The organism is Vibrio sp. PID17_43, from assembly GCF_002608565.1.
GTDB lineage: Bacteria > Pseudomonadota > Gammaproteobacteria > Enterobacterales > Vibrionaceae > Vibrio.
Genome location: NZ_LIXM01000003.1, coordinates 61,873 through 78,355, shown reverse-complemented (window position 1 = coordinate 78,355; position 16,483 = coordinate 61,873). Strand labels below are relative to the sequence as shown.

The 16,483-nt window shown below is 44.4% G+C and carries 14 protein-coding genes and 1 pseudogene; 5 read left to right on the top strand and 10 right to left on the bottom strand.

Annotated features, from left to right (window positions below; genetic code table 11):
* Positions 1 to 29: 29 nt before the first annotated feature.
* The 6 genes from AK965_RS02975 to AK965_RS02950 form a co-directional block, all read right to left on the bottom strand.
* Complete coding sequence (locus AK965_RS02975) at positions 30 to 791, bottom strand: flagellar brake protein (protein ID WP_099078209.1); 762 nt, start codon at positions 789 to 791, stop codon at positions 30 to 32.
* A 366-nt stretch (positions 792 to 1,157) separates the two neighbouring features.
* Positions 1,158 to 1,997 (bottom strand): energy-coupling factor transporter transmembrane protein EcfT, encoded by an 840-nt coding sequence (locus tag AK965_RS02970; RefSeq protein WP_099078208.1) that lies wholly within the window; start codon positions 1,995 to 1,997, stop codon positions 1,158 to 1,160.
* Positions 1,994 to 3,748: an ABC transporter ATP-binding protein gene (locus tag AK965_RS02965; protein WP_099078207.1), complete on the bottom strand. Its 1,755-nt coding sequence runs from the start codon at positions 3,746 to 3,748 to the stop codon at positions 1,994 to 1,996. Before AK965_RS02965 ends, AK965_RS02970 begins: the two co-directional genes overlap by 4 nt.
* A 6-nt stretch (positions 3,749 to 3,754) precedes the next feature.
* Positions 3,755 to 4,303: an ECF-type riboflavin transporter substrate-binding protein gene (locus tag AK965_RS02960; protein WP_099078206.1), complete on the bottom strand. Its 549-nt coding sequence runs from the start codon at positions 4,301 to 4,303 to the stop codon at positions 3,755 to 3,757.
* Between the two features lie 268 nt (positions 4,304 to 4,571).
* Entirely contained in the window at positions 4,572 to 5,702 is a 1,131-nt protein-coding gene (locus AK965_RS02955; RefSeq protein ID WP_099078205.1) for an HlyD family secretion protein, read from the bottom strand.
* Complete coding sequence (locus AK965_RS02950) at positions 5,702 to 6,088, bottom strand: DUF3302 domain-containing protein (protein WP_099078204.1); 387 nt, start codon at positions 6,086 to 6,088, stop codon at positions 5,702 to 5,704. The genes AK965_RS02955 and AK965_RS02950 overlap by 1 nt, the downstream gene beginning before the upstream one ends.
* Positions 6,089 to 6,233: 145 nt before the next feature.
* On the opposite strand from AK965_RS02950, the gene AK965_RS02945 reads away from it, so the two are divergent.
* Positions 6,234 to 7,127: a DMT family transporter gene (locus AK965_RS02945; RefSeq protein WP_099078203.1), complete on the top strand. Its 894-nt coding sequence runs from the start codon at positions 6,234 to 6,236 to the stop codon at positions 7,125 to 7,127.
* A gap of 51 nt (positions 7,128 to 7,178) precedes the next feature.
* Here AK965_RS02945 and AK965_RS02940 read toward each other — a convergent pair whose 3' ends face one another.
* The 4 genes and pseudogenes from AK965_RS02940 to deoD form a co-directional block, all read right to left on the bottom strand.
* Entirely contained in the window at positions 7,179 to 8,762 is a 1,584-nt protein-coding gene (locus AK965_RS02940; protein ID WP_099078202.1) for a GGDEF domain-containing protein, read from the bottom strand.
* On the bottom strand, positions 8,743 to 10,230 hold the full coding sequence (locus tag AK965_RS02935; RefSeq protein WP_099078201.1) for a lipopolysaccharide assembly protein LapB: 1,488 nt from the start codon (positions 10,228 to 10,230) through the stop codon (positions 8,743 to 8,745). Before AK965_RS02935 ends, AK965_RS02940 begins: the two co-directional genes overlap by 20 nt.
* Positions 10,231 to 10,393: 163 nt before the next feature.
* Positions 10,394 to 11,160, bottom strand: a pseudogene (locus AK965_RS02930) (lactate dehydrogenase); the annotation flags it as partial.
* 97 nt (positions 11,161 to 11,257) lie between these two features.
* A complete protein-coding gene (deoD, locus tag AK965_RS02925) occupies positions 11,258 to 11,968 on the bottom strand; it encodes a purine-nucleoside phosphorylase (protein WP_099078200.1) in 711 nt (236 codons plus the stop codon).
* Between the two features lie 393 nt (positions 11,969 to 12,361).
* Between deoD and AK965_RS02920 the strand changes: the two genes are divergently transcribed.
* Genes AK965_RS02920 through AK965_RS02905 form a run of 4 tightly spaced genes read left to right on the top strand, consistent with a single transcriptional unit; the run spans position 12,362 to position 16,474 of the window.
* Positions 12,362 to 13,312, top strand: coding sequence for a DUF523 and DUF1722 domain-containing protein (locus AK965_RS02920; RefSeq protein WP_099078199.1), 951 nt, complete (start codon positions 12,362 to 12,364; stop codon positions 13,310 to 13,312).
* The gene (locus AK965_RS02915) at positions 13,302 to 14,108 is read left to right on the top strand and encodes a MerR family transcriptional regulator (protein WP_099078198.1); all 807 of its coding nucleotides are present in this window, start codon (positions 13,302 to 13,304) and stop codon (positions 14,106 to 14,108) included. The genes AK965_RS02920 and AK965_RS02915 overlap by 11 nt, the downstream gene beginning before the upstream one ends.
* Before the next feature lie 19 nt (positions 14,109 to 14,127).
* Positions 14,128 to 15,543, top strand: a complete 1,416-nt coding sequence (gene phrB, locus AK965_RS02910; protein ID WP_099078197.1) for a deoxyribodipyrimidine photo-lyase — start codon at positions 14,128 to 14,130, stop codon at positions 15,541 to 15,543.
* Positions 15,544 to 15,547: 4 nt separating this feature from the next.
* The gene (locus tag AK965_RS02905; protein ID WP_099078196.1) at positions 15,548 to 16,474 is read left to right on the top strand and encodes a L,D-transpeptidase family protein; all 927 of its coding nucleotides are present in this window, start codon (positions 15,548 to 15,550) and stop codon (positions 16,472 to 16,474) included.
* The last annotated feature ends 9 nt before the right edge of the window (positions 16,475 to 16,483 follow it).

The following is a 16,483-nucleotide window of genomic DNA, read 5'->3' as shown; positions in this document are numbered from 1 at the left end:
TTCCATTCAAGCTGAGCCTTTATTATTATCTATTGTGCTCGGCTTTGTTGTTTAAGTTTGAGTTTAATACCGTCAAATTTAAGCTGACTCAGTAAGTTTTTCGCATTGGCTTTTCCTATATCGTCAAATTCGACCCCATAGCGTGCATAGTGAGTAGATTTTTGTAAGTTACAGATGCGTCCCTTGAGAGAAGGCAACATGCGTCCATTTCCTGGGAGGACTAAATCTAATGAAACTTGTTCCCCGACGTGTAGTAGGCGGCTCATCGGCGAGGTAACAAAGCGACAACCACTACGGGATAAATCACGTATCTCACATTCACTACGGTACTCTTTCAGCTGAACACGTGAGCGTAAATTTACCTCATAGCGCACTTCTTTTCGTAGTTGATACACCTGCATGCTACTTGGCAAACTCAGTACCAATAGTGGGTATGGCTCACTGAGACGATGTTGCAGTTGTGCCCTGAACGGAATAATTGCACCTTCCCCCCGATGTGAAAAGGCTTTTACATTGATCCAAAATCCCGCCTGAAAATAGTATTTTAAATCTTCTTCAGAAATATTCGGAATTTCAATCAGTGCTGTTTTATTCGAGTGGCAGCCTACAAAAGTACTGGTGGTGATACATTTAGTTCCTACTGGTGTCGTCACATTGAGAGTGACTTCGCTGCCGTGCTCGACCATAGCCATTGCATCTGTGCTGTTTAACGTTGTTGCCTGACGTTCCGGTGCATTTTTGTGTGAATGAGGCGCATTACATTCTTTAGCGCTTGTCATCTTATCACTCATTATTATTTTTTACCTAGACTGAGAAGGTTTTATGCACATCAATACTTAGTACTAAGATCTTAAGTATCAAGTAGAGTGATAATTCTAATTAGTATGAAATAGTGTTTCAACAAACTGGCCATTGATTCAGTCAGTGGTAGGGAAAAGTGAGAGGTAAGTAATAGTTTGTGTTAAAAAAATGTAGTATTTGTGGTTTTGTGACTTGAAGGGCGATCGCAACAGCATGCAAAAGTAAGTGCTATGCCTAAGTGAAATCAGATGTAGGATTCAGACTCGCGTGTTGAGATGGAGCTAAGGTAAGACTTTATTGAGTGATATAAAAATGGGATGCATTGCCATCCCATTTTTGTTTGTGTTGCATTAGATTCAGTACGGATACCAGAAAAGGTGAGTATCCATAACCCGTTTACTGATCGCTGCAACAACAATCACCACAATACCAGCCATACATATCATGTCGGCTTTGGTCAGCGGCTTCAGGCTGTACCATGTACGAGATGAATGACGACCAAAACCGCGTAACGTCATCGCATTAGAGATTTGATCCGCGCGATCTAGGCTTGAGAAGATCAAAGGGCCAAGAATCTTCGCGACGTTCTTAATACGAGTGAACAATGGTGCTTTCTTACTTAGCTCAACGCCGCGTGCTTGTTGAGCATGCATAATGTTAACAAAGTCCTTTTTCACTTCTGGCAAATAGCGCAGTGTCAAACTGACCGCATAGGCGATTTTGTACGGCACGCCTAAACGGTTCAAGCTTGCTGCAAATTCGGTAGGATGCGTAGTGAACACAAACACCAAAGCGATCGGGAACATGCTGAAGTATTTTAAGGTGACAGTCACAAGATAGAACAAGGTTTCTTGGGTTAGCGAGTAGTGACCTGGCAACGACAGTAGTACCGTAGTTGAGCCCATGTATTCAGAGCCTTGCTGTGGTGCCAATGCAAACATAAACAAGGCGTTCATCATCAAGACACTGGCTGTACCGATCAATAGCGGCTTGTATACATGAAATGGAACCTTGGTCATTTTTAATAACCAAAGGCCAGTAATGATTAACACCGCAATGATGCGTAAATCAAAGGTGGTGAGTACCACCGTAACCCAAGCAATGAACATCAAAAACTTAGTAATGCCATTCAGTTGATGCAGTGGTGATTGGGTATCAATGTAGTTGATACCAAACTTCATCTTGTTGTCTTTCATGCCACTACGTTCTCAATGTTTTCATTCTCAACGCCTTTGATAGGCAGCGTTGTTTTTGCTCGGTTGGTTTTCTCTGCATCAATAAAATGTTGCATAAAGCCGTTTGTGTCTTCGATACCTAATTCAATGGCCAGTTCGTACAAGCTAGTTGTGGTTAGGTTAGCTTGATCTAATAACTCTGGGTTACTAAATACCTGAGTCATTGGCGCATCGGCAATCAGTTTGCTGTCTGCAATCACGATAGAGCGTGTGGTGTATTCCAATACCAAGTGCATGTCATGCGATATGATCATCACAGTGATACCTAACTCACGGTTAAGCTTCTCGATAAAACTAAGCATAGAGGTGTAGTTACGGTAATCCTGACCGGCGGTTAGCTCATCCAAAATAAGTAACTCAGGTTCCAGCGCAAGAATAGACGCAATCGTCACGCGCTTCTTCTGACCGTAGCTTAACGCTTCAATTGGCCAGTGGCGGTATTTGCTCAAACCACACAGATCAAGCACTTCAAGGACTTTAGCTTCAACGAGCTTCTCTTCGATACCACGATTACGCAGTCCGAATGCGACCTCATCGAAAATCATGTGATGAGAAATCATATGATTCGGGTTTTGCATGACTACGCCAACCTTTTGGCTGCGCTCAAAAATCGTCAGTTCACTAAGATCTTGACCGTTCAATGTCATCGAGCCGTTGTCTGGCTCAATCACGCCCATCACAAGCTTAGTAATGGTGGATTTTCCAGAACCATTTTTACCCAATACCGATACGAACTCACCACGTTGAATATCGAAACTGACGTTTTCCAGGGCGTTTTTCTCACCATCGTAGGAGTACGTCAGATTACGTACGCTTAATATTGTCTCTGTTTCTGGCTCTGTTGCTGGCGTTTTTGCTTCATCAAACCATCCTGTGACGGCAGACTTATACTGAGCGAGCGGCAGCGTATTTAAGTGTGATGGCTTTGCGTTACTTTGGATAGTGCATCCCGCTTGCTTTAAGGCAGAGAGGTATAACGGCTCACGAATGCCGTATTCCTCTAGCAGAAGCGAGGCTAAGAGCTCATCTGGGCTGCTATCCGCGATAATCTCACCGCTTTCCATTAGGATGATGCGATCAACTGAGCGGTGTAACACATCCTCAAGACGGTGCTCGATCATGACTATTGTTTTGCTCGTTTCGCGATGCAGTTCATCGATGATCTCGATGGTTTTTTTACCGGTTTTCGGGTCGAGCGCAGCAAGTGGTTCATCGAACAACAAAATGTCGACATCATCCACCAGAATACCAGCCAAAGAAACGCGCTGTTTTTGTCCACCCGAAAGATCGTGTGGAGAGCGTTTTAACATCAGGTCTAAATCGACCATTTTTGCCGTGGCTTTGACCAACGGGTACATATCGATGTTAGACATAAGCTGGTTTTCCAGCGCGAAAGCAATGTCTTCACCAATACTTAAACCAACAAACTGACTATCGGTATCTTGTAATACGGTGCCAACTTGCTCGGTATATTGGTGCATATCAAAAGGAGCAGTATCGAGGCCGTTGATGGTCAACGTGCCTGTGACTTCCCCTTTGATTGCATGTGGAATCAGCCCGTTAAGACATTGGCCAAGGGTAGATTTGCCACTACCACTTGGACCGATGATGACGATTTTCTCTCCTTTCTCTATCCTTAGATTGATATTTTTTAGCGTCGGTTTATCCAGCGACTCATACCTAAAAGAGAAGTTAGAAAATTCGATTGTCATTCGATATTAAGCCTCTGTTAAGTTGCGGCTTTGCTTGTTACGTTTGGCGACAGATTTAAGAATGAAGAAGCCAACAATTGCAATAAGAATAGTGTTGCCCAGCGCGATGATTGACAGCTGAGTGAATACCTTAGTGAACGGTTCTGCGTACAAAATGGTATCTAGGAAAGCTGAGCAGCCATAACCAAACACATTGCCCAATAGAGCAAGTACGACGAACAACATAAAGTCCTTCATATTGAAATCTCCTTTCTCTAGACGGTTACGTGTCAGAGAAGGGAAAAGACCGATGATCAAACCGACAATACCTGAACCAAGCACCCAAGTTAACCATACGCCCCAACCTGCAAATAGATCGGTTACCCAGTGGCCGATAAAGCCGACCAAGAAGCCAACAAGAGGGCCGAATAAGACTGAGAACAGTGCCAACACCGCCATTGCTGGTTTTAGCGTCGTGTTTGCAAAGACTGGAATACCAAACATTGGCAGACCACCGATACCATAAAGGGCAGCACCGATTGCAATAACCACCACGGTTTTAGCAGAAAGATTCATAGATAACCTCAGTTCATTGTCGATTTTAAAGAACGTTCACTTGCTTTATTTTAGAAGCGTTTGGTTCATTGTTTGTTCTAATTTCTTTAGGGGGTGTGTCATTTGCTTCACACACGCCTTTGACTGGCTTAGTTTTTAGCAAGCATCAAAAATAAGGCGCGAATTATACAGAATAATAAAAAAATAGGGAATGCTATCTGTCTGGATGGCTAAAATGAAATCAGGGGCTAACTGTCAGCCCCTGATTACACTTTTTTTTACCGATAAATTAGTGATCTAGGTAGAGATAGTTTTGCCAGCTTTTCATCCGGATGAGTACCTTGCGCATGATAGATACGTGGGTGAAGCTGTCAGAGTAAACCGCGACCTCTACCGCTGTACCCATAGGCAAATGGTACGGTTCTAGATCGTCAGTGATTTCTAATTTAACAAATACTCGTCCACTTGTGCGTAGTGCATTGGTGTCAAGTAAATTACCACGCGCTTGGATTTGGCTTTCACCAATAGCGGGTAGTACTTCCATCACTTTGCCTTTGAAAACTTTTCCCGGTAGCGCTCGGAATATGAACTCCGCGTCGAAACCTGACTCTAGGCGTTGCAGTGAGTTTTGACGAAATGCGGCGGCGTAGATCTTTTCTTCTGTATGAACAAAGGTCATGACCGGAGCAAGGGGAAGAGGTACGGCCATGACGCCTGGACGTAACGCTAATTGAGTTACATAACCGTCGGTTGGTGCCGTCACTACAGTTTGATCTAGGTTGAATTCCGCTTTTCTCAGCTCGGCTAATAATGCTGCCACTTGGGTATTTTCACCGCCGACTTCAGAGTTTAACGCGATTTGTGCTTGATCTTGTTTAGATTGGGCCACTTCAAGTGCGGCTTGCGCTGCCTTGAAGGCTTGACGACGAGTATCCAATTGTTGTTCGGTAAACGCACCACGGTCAAAACCACGTTGGTATCGGTCAAATTCACGTTGTGCTTTATCGCGTTCAGCGAGCGCTTGTAGTACCGCAGCATCCGCTTCTTGCACACTCGATTCTAACCCTAACGCACCTTGACTGGCTTCTTTTACCTTAGCGCGTAGTCGGTCTACTTCGGCTTGAAAAGGAATAGGATCGATCCTAAACAGAATATCCCCTTTTTGAAGAGGTTGGTTTGGTTGAACCGGGACATCAATCACTCGACCACGCACCCCTGATACGACGGGCGTCGTCGAAAATACTTGGTTACCGACTTGGGTGAAGGGGTGGTTATAGTTCATTAATAGTATCAGTGTGCCGATTAACACCACACCACCAAGTACAGCGGTAGGCACTGTCCACTTATTGAGCGGGATATTGAATATTTTGAAAATTGCGATACAAAGCGCGGCGTAAGTTAGAACCAGTAGTAAATCCATTATTGATCCTCCTTACCTTGTTCTTGTTGTGATGAGACAGCTTGTGATGGTTTTTTCTGTTTTAATCTAGTGACTTCGTTTTTCAGCTCATTAACCTCATCAACCAGTTCTTCGAGACGATGGTGTATATCATGGGTTTCTCGCTCGAGTTGTTTGAAGCCCCATCCACGCTCTTTTCGCCATAATGTTGCCCAAATCCATAGAAAAGGCCAAAGTGCATGAAGTGTGAATAAGCTTACCCAGCCAGCGTAGTGAATCGCGTCTTGGTGTGGGTGCTCACGCTCTTTTGCTATTTCGTAAGGAATGTCGTGAATGACGATGATCCCGTAGAAGATAACTAAAGCAACGAAAATGAGTAACCCAAGTGCAAAATAGTCTAGAAACATCTTACTTCCCTGTATTGTTGCTAAAAATAAAACTTACGTAAATTAACTGTTTGAGTATTTGATAAAAATATCGATGAATCAAGAGTTTTATAGGTTATCTTACTGTAAATGATCGGTGCTACGTGGAATACGAAGGAGTAACACAGTGCAATATTTTGGTGAAATTGCCGCACTTTGTGCTGCGATAGTTTGGGCTGTCGCCACATTGATATATAGCCAATTTAGCCATCGATTTTCTGCAATGCAGTTGAACATTGTTAAAGGTGTTATCGCATCCATAATGATGTTAGCGGTAATGCCGTTTTTACCCCAAGGCTTACCAACGACTCAGATTGAACCTCTTTATCTGGTCGTGCTCGCACTTTCGGGAGTGATTGGTATTGCGATTGGGGACTCTGCATATTTTGCGGCATTAAAACGGATTGGCCCCAATAAAACGCTATTGTTGGAATCCCTTGCACCGCCGCTTTCTGGAGTGCTTGCTTTAGCGTTTCTTGGCTCTGAATTGAGCGCGCAAAGTTGGTTAGGGATTATGGCTACGATTGTCGCCGTGACCTTCGTGGTGTTTCAGCCATCCTCTTCAGGGCGGGCAATCAATCGGAGTGGTATTCTCTTTGGCTTACTTGCCAGTGTTTGTCAGGCTTCAGGTGTAGTGATTTCCCACTATGCACTGGTTGCAGGTGATTTACCGCCGCTACTTGGTGCGTTGATTCGATTGAGCATTGGCGTGTTGGCGGTATGTATGGTGATCAAAATGGTAGAGCCAGCTCCCTTTAGTACCGTCAAACAATACATTGCAGAAATGGGAAGCAAAGCGATGAGTTGGTTGCTGCTAGCGATTTTTGTCGGCACGTTCTTAGCGTTGTGGCTGCAGCAGGTTGCCGTAAAGTATGCCAATCCAGCTATTGCTCAGACGCTGATTGCTACGAGCCCGTTATTTATTTTGATTATTTGCGCGATGAGAGGAGAGAAGATCAGCCTAAAAAGTATACTTGGCACCTTATTCGCCTTGGCGGGTATTTCTTTGTTCTTTTTGTAAAACGATTGCAAAGAAAGCGCCCCGTTTTTCAATAGAAAGTCGGGGCATTTGTTATAGTTCGGTACAAATTTGATTTCGGCCATTGGCTTTGGCTCGGTAGAGTGCTTTGTCAGCTCGGTAGAAAGTACGTTGGGTATTTTCGCCATCTCGATGAAGCGTAATGCCAATGGAAACGGTCAGTCCTCGCTCGCCAAGAATTTCATGCCAGCTGTATTGATAGATGCGCTCGCGGTAGTTTTCTGCATGCATTTCAGCACGCGCTAATTCTGTATTTTCCAATATCGCTAAGAATTCTTCACCGCCAAAGCGAACACAGGATGCGCCGTGGATCTTAAAGTAGCTTGTCAATTCTTTAGCGACATTTTGAATGGCTTTGTCTCCAACTAGGTGGCTGAGCTCATCGTTGATTGACTTGAAGTGGTCAATATCAATAACCATTAAGGCAAATGGCGTATCGTGGAGCAGCAGATCTTTCAACTTTACTTCTAGCCAACGACGGTTATGCAGGGAAGTCAGCGGATCGGTGAACACGTCTTGCTGCAACTGAGCAACGGTGTGTTTGTGCTGTTTTGTGGTCTCTTTGAGCTCTTTATTTTCAATCTCAGATAGGATTAATTTGAGCTGTAATTCAAAGCGAGAAAGGCGTTTAATCTGAGCAGAACCAAGTTCACTGATTGGAATGTGTTTGACCAAATCTGATTCTATTCGGAACGCCTTTCTTTCGTAGCTAAGCGCTTTTTTAAACTGTCCTTGAGAGGCACACACTTGGCTTACCGCATCGTAAAAGCGATAAGCGATCAGCGGCGAGGTGTGTTTATTGATTCGTTTGTCTCTTGAATCGAGTAATAAGTTTGCCAGTGACTGACGGCCAACACCATTTAAGCAATAGGCTGCTTCAATTTTGACCATGGTGGAAAACCATTGTGAGTAGGCCTTTCTCGGTCCATATTGAATGCGTGAGATGGCAGCAAGTGCTTGGTGGTATTCTTTTTGGAGACGATGGAATTTAGCACGATATAAGTGGATTTGATTGGCTAGGTCTTTATCACTTACGAGGATACTCAGTTCTTCACATTCGTGTATTAGGTCGGCGGCGACACCGATTCGCTGCAGTGTGATATAGCAGGCTAGCATGCAGAGTTTGTACCGCAATCGAAGAGAGCGACTGCCAATGGCATGGTCGATAGCATCAATCTTCTGGTAGAAACGCAGTGCACGGTTATGGTCGCCATAGGTATCACAAAGGTTCCCCATACCGATGAGAGCGAGGACATAATGATCTATATAACCGTATTCAACGGCCATATTGGTCGATAGCGCGTATTCCGTGAGAGCGTCATTGTAATCGCCCCTCTCTACCAAACGTTCACTGAGGCTGGCTTTGAGTAGCAAGATATCTTCAACGTCTTGTGGTAATTCGAGAAAGGTGGCGGCATGCCTCAGCTCTTCAATGCTTTCATTGAGTTGTTGAAGTTTATGGCGGTATTCAGCACTGATAATATGGCAATGTGCTTTCTCTTGGTTGGTTACAGCGACGTGGTTACGAATATACTCCCAAAAAATGAGCGCCTCTTCGCCTGCAACAGAAGAGGGATCCATTCCTGCATCGGTGATTTTACTGAGCAGTCGTTCCATTCTTCATTACCTCAATGTGGCTTTCTTCCAACTGCTCAAGAGTGAACGGGAAGGTTAGGATGTCTTGTAGATAGAGGGTGGGTTTTACAGTGACAAAACCACGCCGCTTCCAAGGGTAGATGTCCATCATGGAACAAACCGTGCGATATAGCTCCTGGGCGGCTTGGCCTTTTTCGGCAATGAGCAAAGCAAGTCGGGTACTGCTAATACGGGAAATTAAGTCGCTTGGCATGGCCAAAGAGTGTACCAGTTCAGTACAGGCATCTAGGACCGCAGGGTTATGGTGTTGGATCATGATCACGGCGTGATTTGAATGCTTAAGTTCTGTTTTAAATAGAACCAATTGTTCCCACCAATAGGTCTCAGAAACCACGTTAGAAAATTGTTTCTCCGGATCGTATTCATGTTGGACGCGAATACGGTTAATCTGTTTCTTGGCTCGCAGTTCTAACTGGCGCTTTGAGCCATGGGCTTTATCCATGGTCTCACGATGCGCTTGCTCTTTGAGCATTTTGATGGCGTGTTGACGGTATTTTTGAAAAGCTTTGAATGCAACCTCGTATTCGCCTTGCTCTTCTGCTACTCGAGATTGTTGAAAAAATATTTGGCTAAGCAACTCACCGTTGTCGAAGCTTAGGGCTGACTCTTCAGCCGCTTCCAATAGTTTTACCGCTCCTTGGGTGTTTTTACGTAGGAGTTCAAGTCGCGCTCGGCTAATGGATGAGTGCGCTTTCATCCAAGATAGGTTTTGCTCAATCGCCAGCTGGTGAGCTTTTTCTGTTGCTTCTTCGGCCGCATCTAGTCGCCCTAACCCAAGTAAGGCTAGGCCTCTAAAATCCCAAATTTCGGCTTGCCAAGTACAGTCGGTATGATCTTTTAGGGTTTCTGTTGCACCGTCCAAGACCGTCAGCATTTCAGCGAAGTTGTTCAGTAAATAGTAATCCCATGCTAGCAGTATACGAGCTTTCCCTTCCAGCCATGCAATACGGACATTGTTTGCGACTTTGACCGCAAGCTCATGTGTGGAAGCCGCAAGCTGATGTTCATTGGTGATCCGCCAGACATTGCCTAATCCAATTAAGGCTTCAATTTGGGTCTCAATATCATCAACAAGTGCGGATTTTTCTAGTGCATTGATCCAATATTGCTGAGCGGAATAATATTTTGCTAGTCCCCAGTACTGCAAAGCAAACAGGTGGAGAATTTCAGGCAGGTGATCATCGTTGTCTAAATGAGTCTGTTTGCGATGGGCACCTTTGACGAGTTTAAGCCCCTGTCGGTAATCCATTTGACACCAGCAGCTATGCGCCATAATGATCAGTGCTTTTATTTCACCGTCAATAAACAGGATTTGCTCAGCGCGAATAAGGCACTGTTCTGCGATACGGAAAGCCCGTTCAGGGTCGGCTTTAATTTGCCCTTTAACTTTATTGAGCTCGGTCTCTAGCTGAAATTGGCTTTTGTCCAACGTTGATATCCATAACTAACGATGTGGTAATGGCGTCTAAATGTGATGCGCATCTCACTTTGTGTATGGTGTCAATGCCACACACAATAAGGTATTGAGTACCGTAATATATACATTGTTCACTACCTATTTACCACATATTAATTAGAGAAGTGTTAGATAGTCATGACAGCAATGGTTTAATCGTCAGAGGTGCATACGTGACTTTACTTTCAGCCTCTGAGCTGCGGTAAGCCCTTACTTATCTTGACAGCACAAATTATACCAAGCTCTGAATATATCTAACAGGGGTAAAATACCTGCAGGTCGTAATTTGCGACGTGGCTCGTTGATGAAACTCTCAAAAAGGAGCTGAAAGCGATTTTGGTAGAATTGAACGTGACGGGTCGTGCCAACATTGAACCATTCTTCAGACTTGTTTTTATCCCCGGCTAAGTAACAAATACCTTTGTGATTATTTCCTTGGCTAGAAATTGCCCAACGATCTCGCCACCAACTCATGTAGACGATATCAATCTTGCCAAATGGCGCAGCCATGTCCTAATTGGCATCTTCTTCTACATACATTAGATCGATGTTGCCCTGTTTAATCCTCTATAAACAGACACTCAGTGCGGTCGAACGAAGTAAATAGTCTTGAGGCACATAAATAGTGACTCGTTTCTCAGGATTGCACATATCAATCACGTGTAAATAGTTGGCATAAGACGTATACGGAGGACGAACTAATGCGCCTTTCGATGGGTAATGAAAAACAAAGAGGTTATTCAATGGAGCTTCAACATTCGCTCGCGCTAGCATGGTCTGATTTTTTTGATCGATCCGCTCACGCAGATTTTCCAATGGCTTGGGCGGCGCTTCACTTGCTTATGGCGTAAATTTTTCTGAAACAAAACGTGACACATCATCATAAGAGGTGTGATCCAGTGCGGCGATTTTGGCAGTTCGCCGTTAGACACAATCGCCCCCTCGGGATCATACGTGCAGCCGTTCAGGCTCCGGCTGCAATTTATTACTTAGGTGTTTCTTAGATGTTGATTGCTGTTTCTAGTGCAACTTTCATCATGTCGTTGAACGACTTTTGACGCTCTTCTGAGCTTAGTTTTTCACCACGGATGATGTGGTCAGAAACCGTTAGGATAGTTAGCGCTTTCGCACCTAGGTCTGCAGCTACGCCGTAGATACCAGCCGCTTCCATGTCTACACCTAGGATGCCGAGTTTTTCCATCTTCTCAAAGATGTCAGCTTCTGGTGTGTAGAACAGATCTGCAGAGAATACGTTACCAACTTTTACAGGTACATTTTGAGCACGCGCTTGGTTTACTGCTTCTTCTAGAAGACCGTAGTCAGCGATTGCTGCGAAGTCGTGGTTGTTGAAACGGATACGGTTAACTTTTGAGTCTGTAGATGCACCCATGCCGATAACAACGTCCATCAGTTTAACATCGTCACGTACTGCACCACAGCTACCTACACGGATAACGTTTTTTACGCCGTATTCAGCGATTAGCTCGTGTACGTAGATACAGCAAGATGGGATACCCATACCGTGGCCCATTACAGAAACTTTTTTGCCTTTGTAAGTGCCAGTAAAGCCGAACATGTTGCGCACGTCACAAACTTGTTTCACATCTTCTAGGAACGTTTCTGCGATGTATTTAGCGCGCAACGGGTCGCCTGGCATTAGAACGGTTTCAGCGAAATCACCTGATTGTGCGTTAATGTGTGGGGTTGCCATAAGTGCTCTCCAAAGTTTTGTTCAGGTAAAACGCATCAATTATAGGTGCTATTACCAATTCTGTTGAACTTGTTCGTTTTCGTTGAGGCCATAATATTGGCGCAGGGCAAGGGGGCTTGAGTGTTAAGTCACAAAATGGTCGGTTCTAGTGTCTAAATAATCTTTTAATAACTAAATCTGTTGAAAGCCAAAAGGCAATCGATTTGCTTTTGAGCAGTTTGTCGATTGCATGCACAAAATCCCTATATCGCGCTAAATTTTTTTTCAAATCGTCTGATCTAAATCCTGTCTGAATGAGTAAAACGGTTAAATTGTACAATTTATTTTCTTGTACAATTTGAATTGACTTACTATAAGTTATACAACAAAACATTTTGTATAGGATGCTTCGTTATGGAATCTTCAATCAAAGTCGGTATCAGTTCTTGTGTACTTGGAGAACGAGTACGTTTCGATTCGGGCCATAAAATCAGCAACTTCGTCACTAAAGAGTTAGATGGATACTTCAGTTTCGTGCCTGTGTGTCCAGAAGTTGGTGTAGGCATGTCTGTGCCGCGTCCGACTATCCGCTTGGTCAGTAATGAAGAACGTATTGCATTGGTCGAGACAAAAAATCCAGACAACGACCACACAGACAACATGCTTGCCTATTCAGAAAATAAAGTGAATGAACTGCAAGGCGAGCAACTTTGTGGGTATATTGTCTGCGCTAAATCACCGACTTGTGGTATGGAACGTGTAAAGGTGTACAGCAAAAATAATGCGGCAAAAGAAGGCGTTGGCTTGTACACCAAAACGTTAATGGAAAAAATGCCGTGGTTGCCAGTCGAGGAAGATGGTCGCCTGAACGATCCTGTATTAAAAGAGAACTTCATCACTCGCGTTTACTGTTTGAATGATTTTTATGAGTCGATGGATGGAGAGCCAACCCGTGGCAAAATTATCGAATTTCACTCGCGTTACAAGCTCACGCTAATGGCGCATCATCCTGAGTCGTACCGTTCTCTTGGCCGATTGGTGGCAGATGTAGCGAACTATGAAATCGAAGGCTTCTACAATGAATATCGTCTGGGTTTGATGAAGGCGCTACAAAACCGCGCGAGCCGCAAGAATAACACCAACGTTCTGATGCATTTGCAAGGATATTTTAAGCGATCCCTGAACGCCGGAGAGAAAGCAGAGTTAGCAGAAGTCATCAGCAATTATCGATCTGGTTTGTTGCCACTGCTTGCCCCTCTGACATTAATTAAACATTACCTTAATGCATACCCAGATGAGTACTTACAAAAACAGAAGTATATAGACCCACATCCACAGGAGATGAGATTACGTTATGGTTTGTAGCCAAGAAGTAAAACTATACGCAATTCGAGAAGTTTCAGAGCTAACGGGTGTTAAGCCCGTCACTCTCCGAGCTTGGCAAAGGCGCTATAACCTCGTTCAACCGAAAAGGACAGAAAAAGGGCACCGCTTATTCCGACAACAAGATCTCGATACTATTCGTGAAATACAAGGATGGTTATCCAAAGGTGTTGCTATCGGCAAAGTGAAAGGATTGCTTGGTCAAAAGTCAGATATTGTTGTGGCGACAGACATCCAGCGCTTAGAAGGAGTCCAAGCCATGTTGAAAGCCTTGTCAGAGCTAAATCGTGGCAAAACAGAAACGTTGTTATCTAATGCTCTGAAAGAGTACCCATTGAACTTAGTCATCGAGCAACTGATTAACCCAGTGTTTGAAGCGTTAGACTTGGTGAAAGTATCGCTACGTTCACTACAGTTGGGCTTGTTCCAAACTTGTTTGATTACCCGACTTGCCGTGGTCGTGGATTCTGAGAACAAAACCGCATCGAAAGGAAAGTGTCTATTGGTGAGTTTTGAACAGGCTAGAGAGGCTGAGAGTTGGGTTCAAGCGGCAAAGCTTTGCGAACAAGGTTTGCATATTACGCTAATTGATAAAGTGGATGATGTATCGGGGTTGATTGATCATGATGTGCTGCACCGATACCAATACCTCCACTTTTTTTCCAACAAAGCGCTGCAAATAAAACAAGTAGATGCGCTGCGAACGATGAAAGCTCTGAATCCTGAACAAGTTCAATTTTCTGAAGTGATTGAAAAGCTTCACCTCAAAAATAGTTAAATCTTCGTAAGGAGACGACATGATTCTGGTTTGGTTTCGACGTGATTTAAGAACGTTAGACCACATGGCACTGCAGGCTGCGTTAGAAAGTGGCGAGCCTGCTGTTGCTTGTTATGTTGCAACTCCGAGCCAGTGGCAAGAGCATCACATGGCTCCTATGCAGGCGGATCTTATTGCACGACGTTTGGCGCACCTCGCTGAAGAACTCACCGACCTAAACATTCCGCTTCTATATAAAGAAGTGCCGAAGTTTGACGATGTGACCGAAGTGATTCAAGCATGGGCAACATCTTTGGGTGCAAAAAGTGTCATGGCAAACATTCACTACGAAGTCAACGAGCAAGCGCTTGATAGAGAAGTGATGGATGCCTTGTATCAGAGAGCAATTACGTTTGAAGCTTTCCACGATAAGTGTGTTCATGCGCCAACAACGGTATTAAACAAGCAAAGTGAGTACTTCAAGGTATTCACGCCATTCAAACGTGCTTGGATGAGGAAATTCCAAATGCCCATGGTGTCAAAACCAGAACCACAGGCAGAGCTACCTAAAGAAGCGATCCAATTGGTTGAAGCCGAACGCTATCATCCAGATGTCCCTTTTTCTTATCCACGCGAATCTAGTGAGCATTGGTATGCCTCAACCACTGATATAGTTGAACAGCTAAGAGAGTTTGTCCGAGAGCACAGTGATGCCTATCATGCGGAAAGAGATATCCCTGCGATCGATGGTACGAGTCAATTATCTCCTTATCTTGCTATTGGCGCATTATCGCCAAGGCAATGTATCGCGAGGCTATACGCGGAGAATCCATTACCTGATTTGAGTGAAGGGAAAGCCACTTGGTTGAGTGAAATCATTTGGCGCGAGTTTTACCAACACTTATTGGTATTTGAGCCAAAGTTGGTGAAAGGGAAAGGCTTTACTCCATGGGAAGAGAAAATTCAATGGTCCTATGATGAGCAAGCATTTGAGCGCTGGAAAACGGGCACTACTGGTTACCCAATTGTTGATGCAGCAATGCGACAACTTAATACTACAGGCTGGATGCACAACCGCTTACGGATGATTGTCGCCAGTTTCCTGACAAAAGATTTGCACATTGATTGGCGTTGGGGAGAAGCATACTTCATGAGCAAATTGGTAGATGGGGATTTCGCAGCAAACAATGGGGGCTGGCAATGGTGTGCATCGACAGGCTGCGATGGACAGCCTTACTTTCGAGTCTTTAACCCTGTTACTCAGGGAGAGAAATTTGATCCCGATGGGCGTTTTGTTCGCCACTGGATTCCGGAAATAAATCCTGTGCCTAATAAGTTCATACACAACCCTTGGAAATGGCATGGTTTTTCTTTACTGGAATATCACAAGCCAATGGTTGATCACAAGGTAGAAAGAGAGATAACCTTACGGCTCTTCAAAAGCGCCAAGGAATAAAGAGATGCCTAGCAAGAAGCGTCCAATGAGTATCGCGAAACGAACCCTGTTATCAGTATCGTTGTCATTAGTGAGTGGGATATCATTCGCTAAGATGTACGCATTACCAGATGATGGGGCTCGTGTGATAGGTCGCATGGAAAATCATGTGGTTGAACATGGTGAAACCATGGCCAATATTGCTAAGTATTATGACGTTGGCATACTTGCGTTAATGGCAGCTAATAAAGGTGTTGACCCTTTTCTCCCTAAAGAGGGGCATGTGCTCACTATTCCTACTCAGTTAATCCTACCTGATGTTCCTCACAAGGGCATTGTTATTAACTTGGCTGAATTGCGTCTTTACTATTTCCCAGCAAACGAAAATGTTGTGCATGTTTTCCCTGTGGGTATTGGCCGTATTGGCAGAGATACGCCAGTGATGAGCACTAGCATCAGCCAAAAGCGTCCCAACCCAACCTGGACGCCCCCAGCTTCTATTCGTGCTGAATACAAAGCAAAAGGCATCAGCTTACCTGCGGTCGTTCCTGCTGGGCCGGATAATCCACTAGGTTTGTTTGCTCTCCGTTTGGCTTATGGTAATGGTGAGTACCTGATTCACGGTACTAACAAAGATTTTGGTATTGGTATGCGCGTCAGTGCTGGCTGTATTCGTATGGACCCTAAAGATATTGAGTGGTTATTTGAGCAAGTGCAGCGTGGCGAAAAAGTGCGCGTTATTAATCAGCCCGTGAAAGTAACATTAGAGCCAGACCGAAGCGTGTTTATTGAAGCGCATGAGCCTTTAACTCGCAGTAATGGTGAAAAAGAGCATTTAGAGTATCCGAAAGAGCTCGGTTGGTGGCTAGATGAGTTTGGTATGACGGATGTGAAAGCGAAAGCAACGATTGCTGCTCAGAATGGGGTTCCTGTAGAAATTACCGCGCCTTAACGGCTGTTA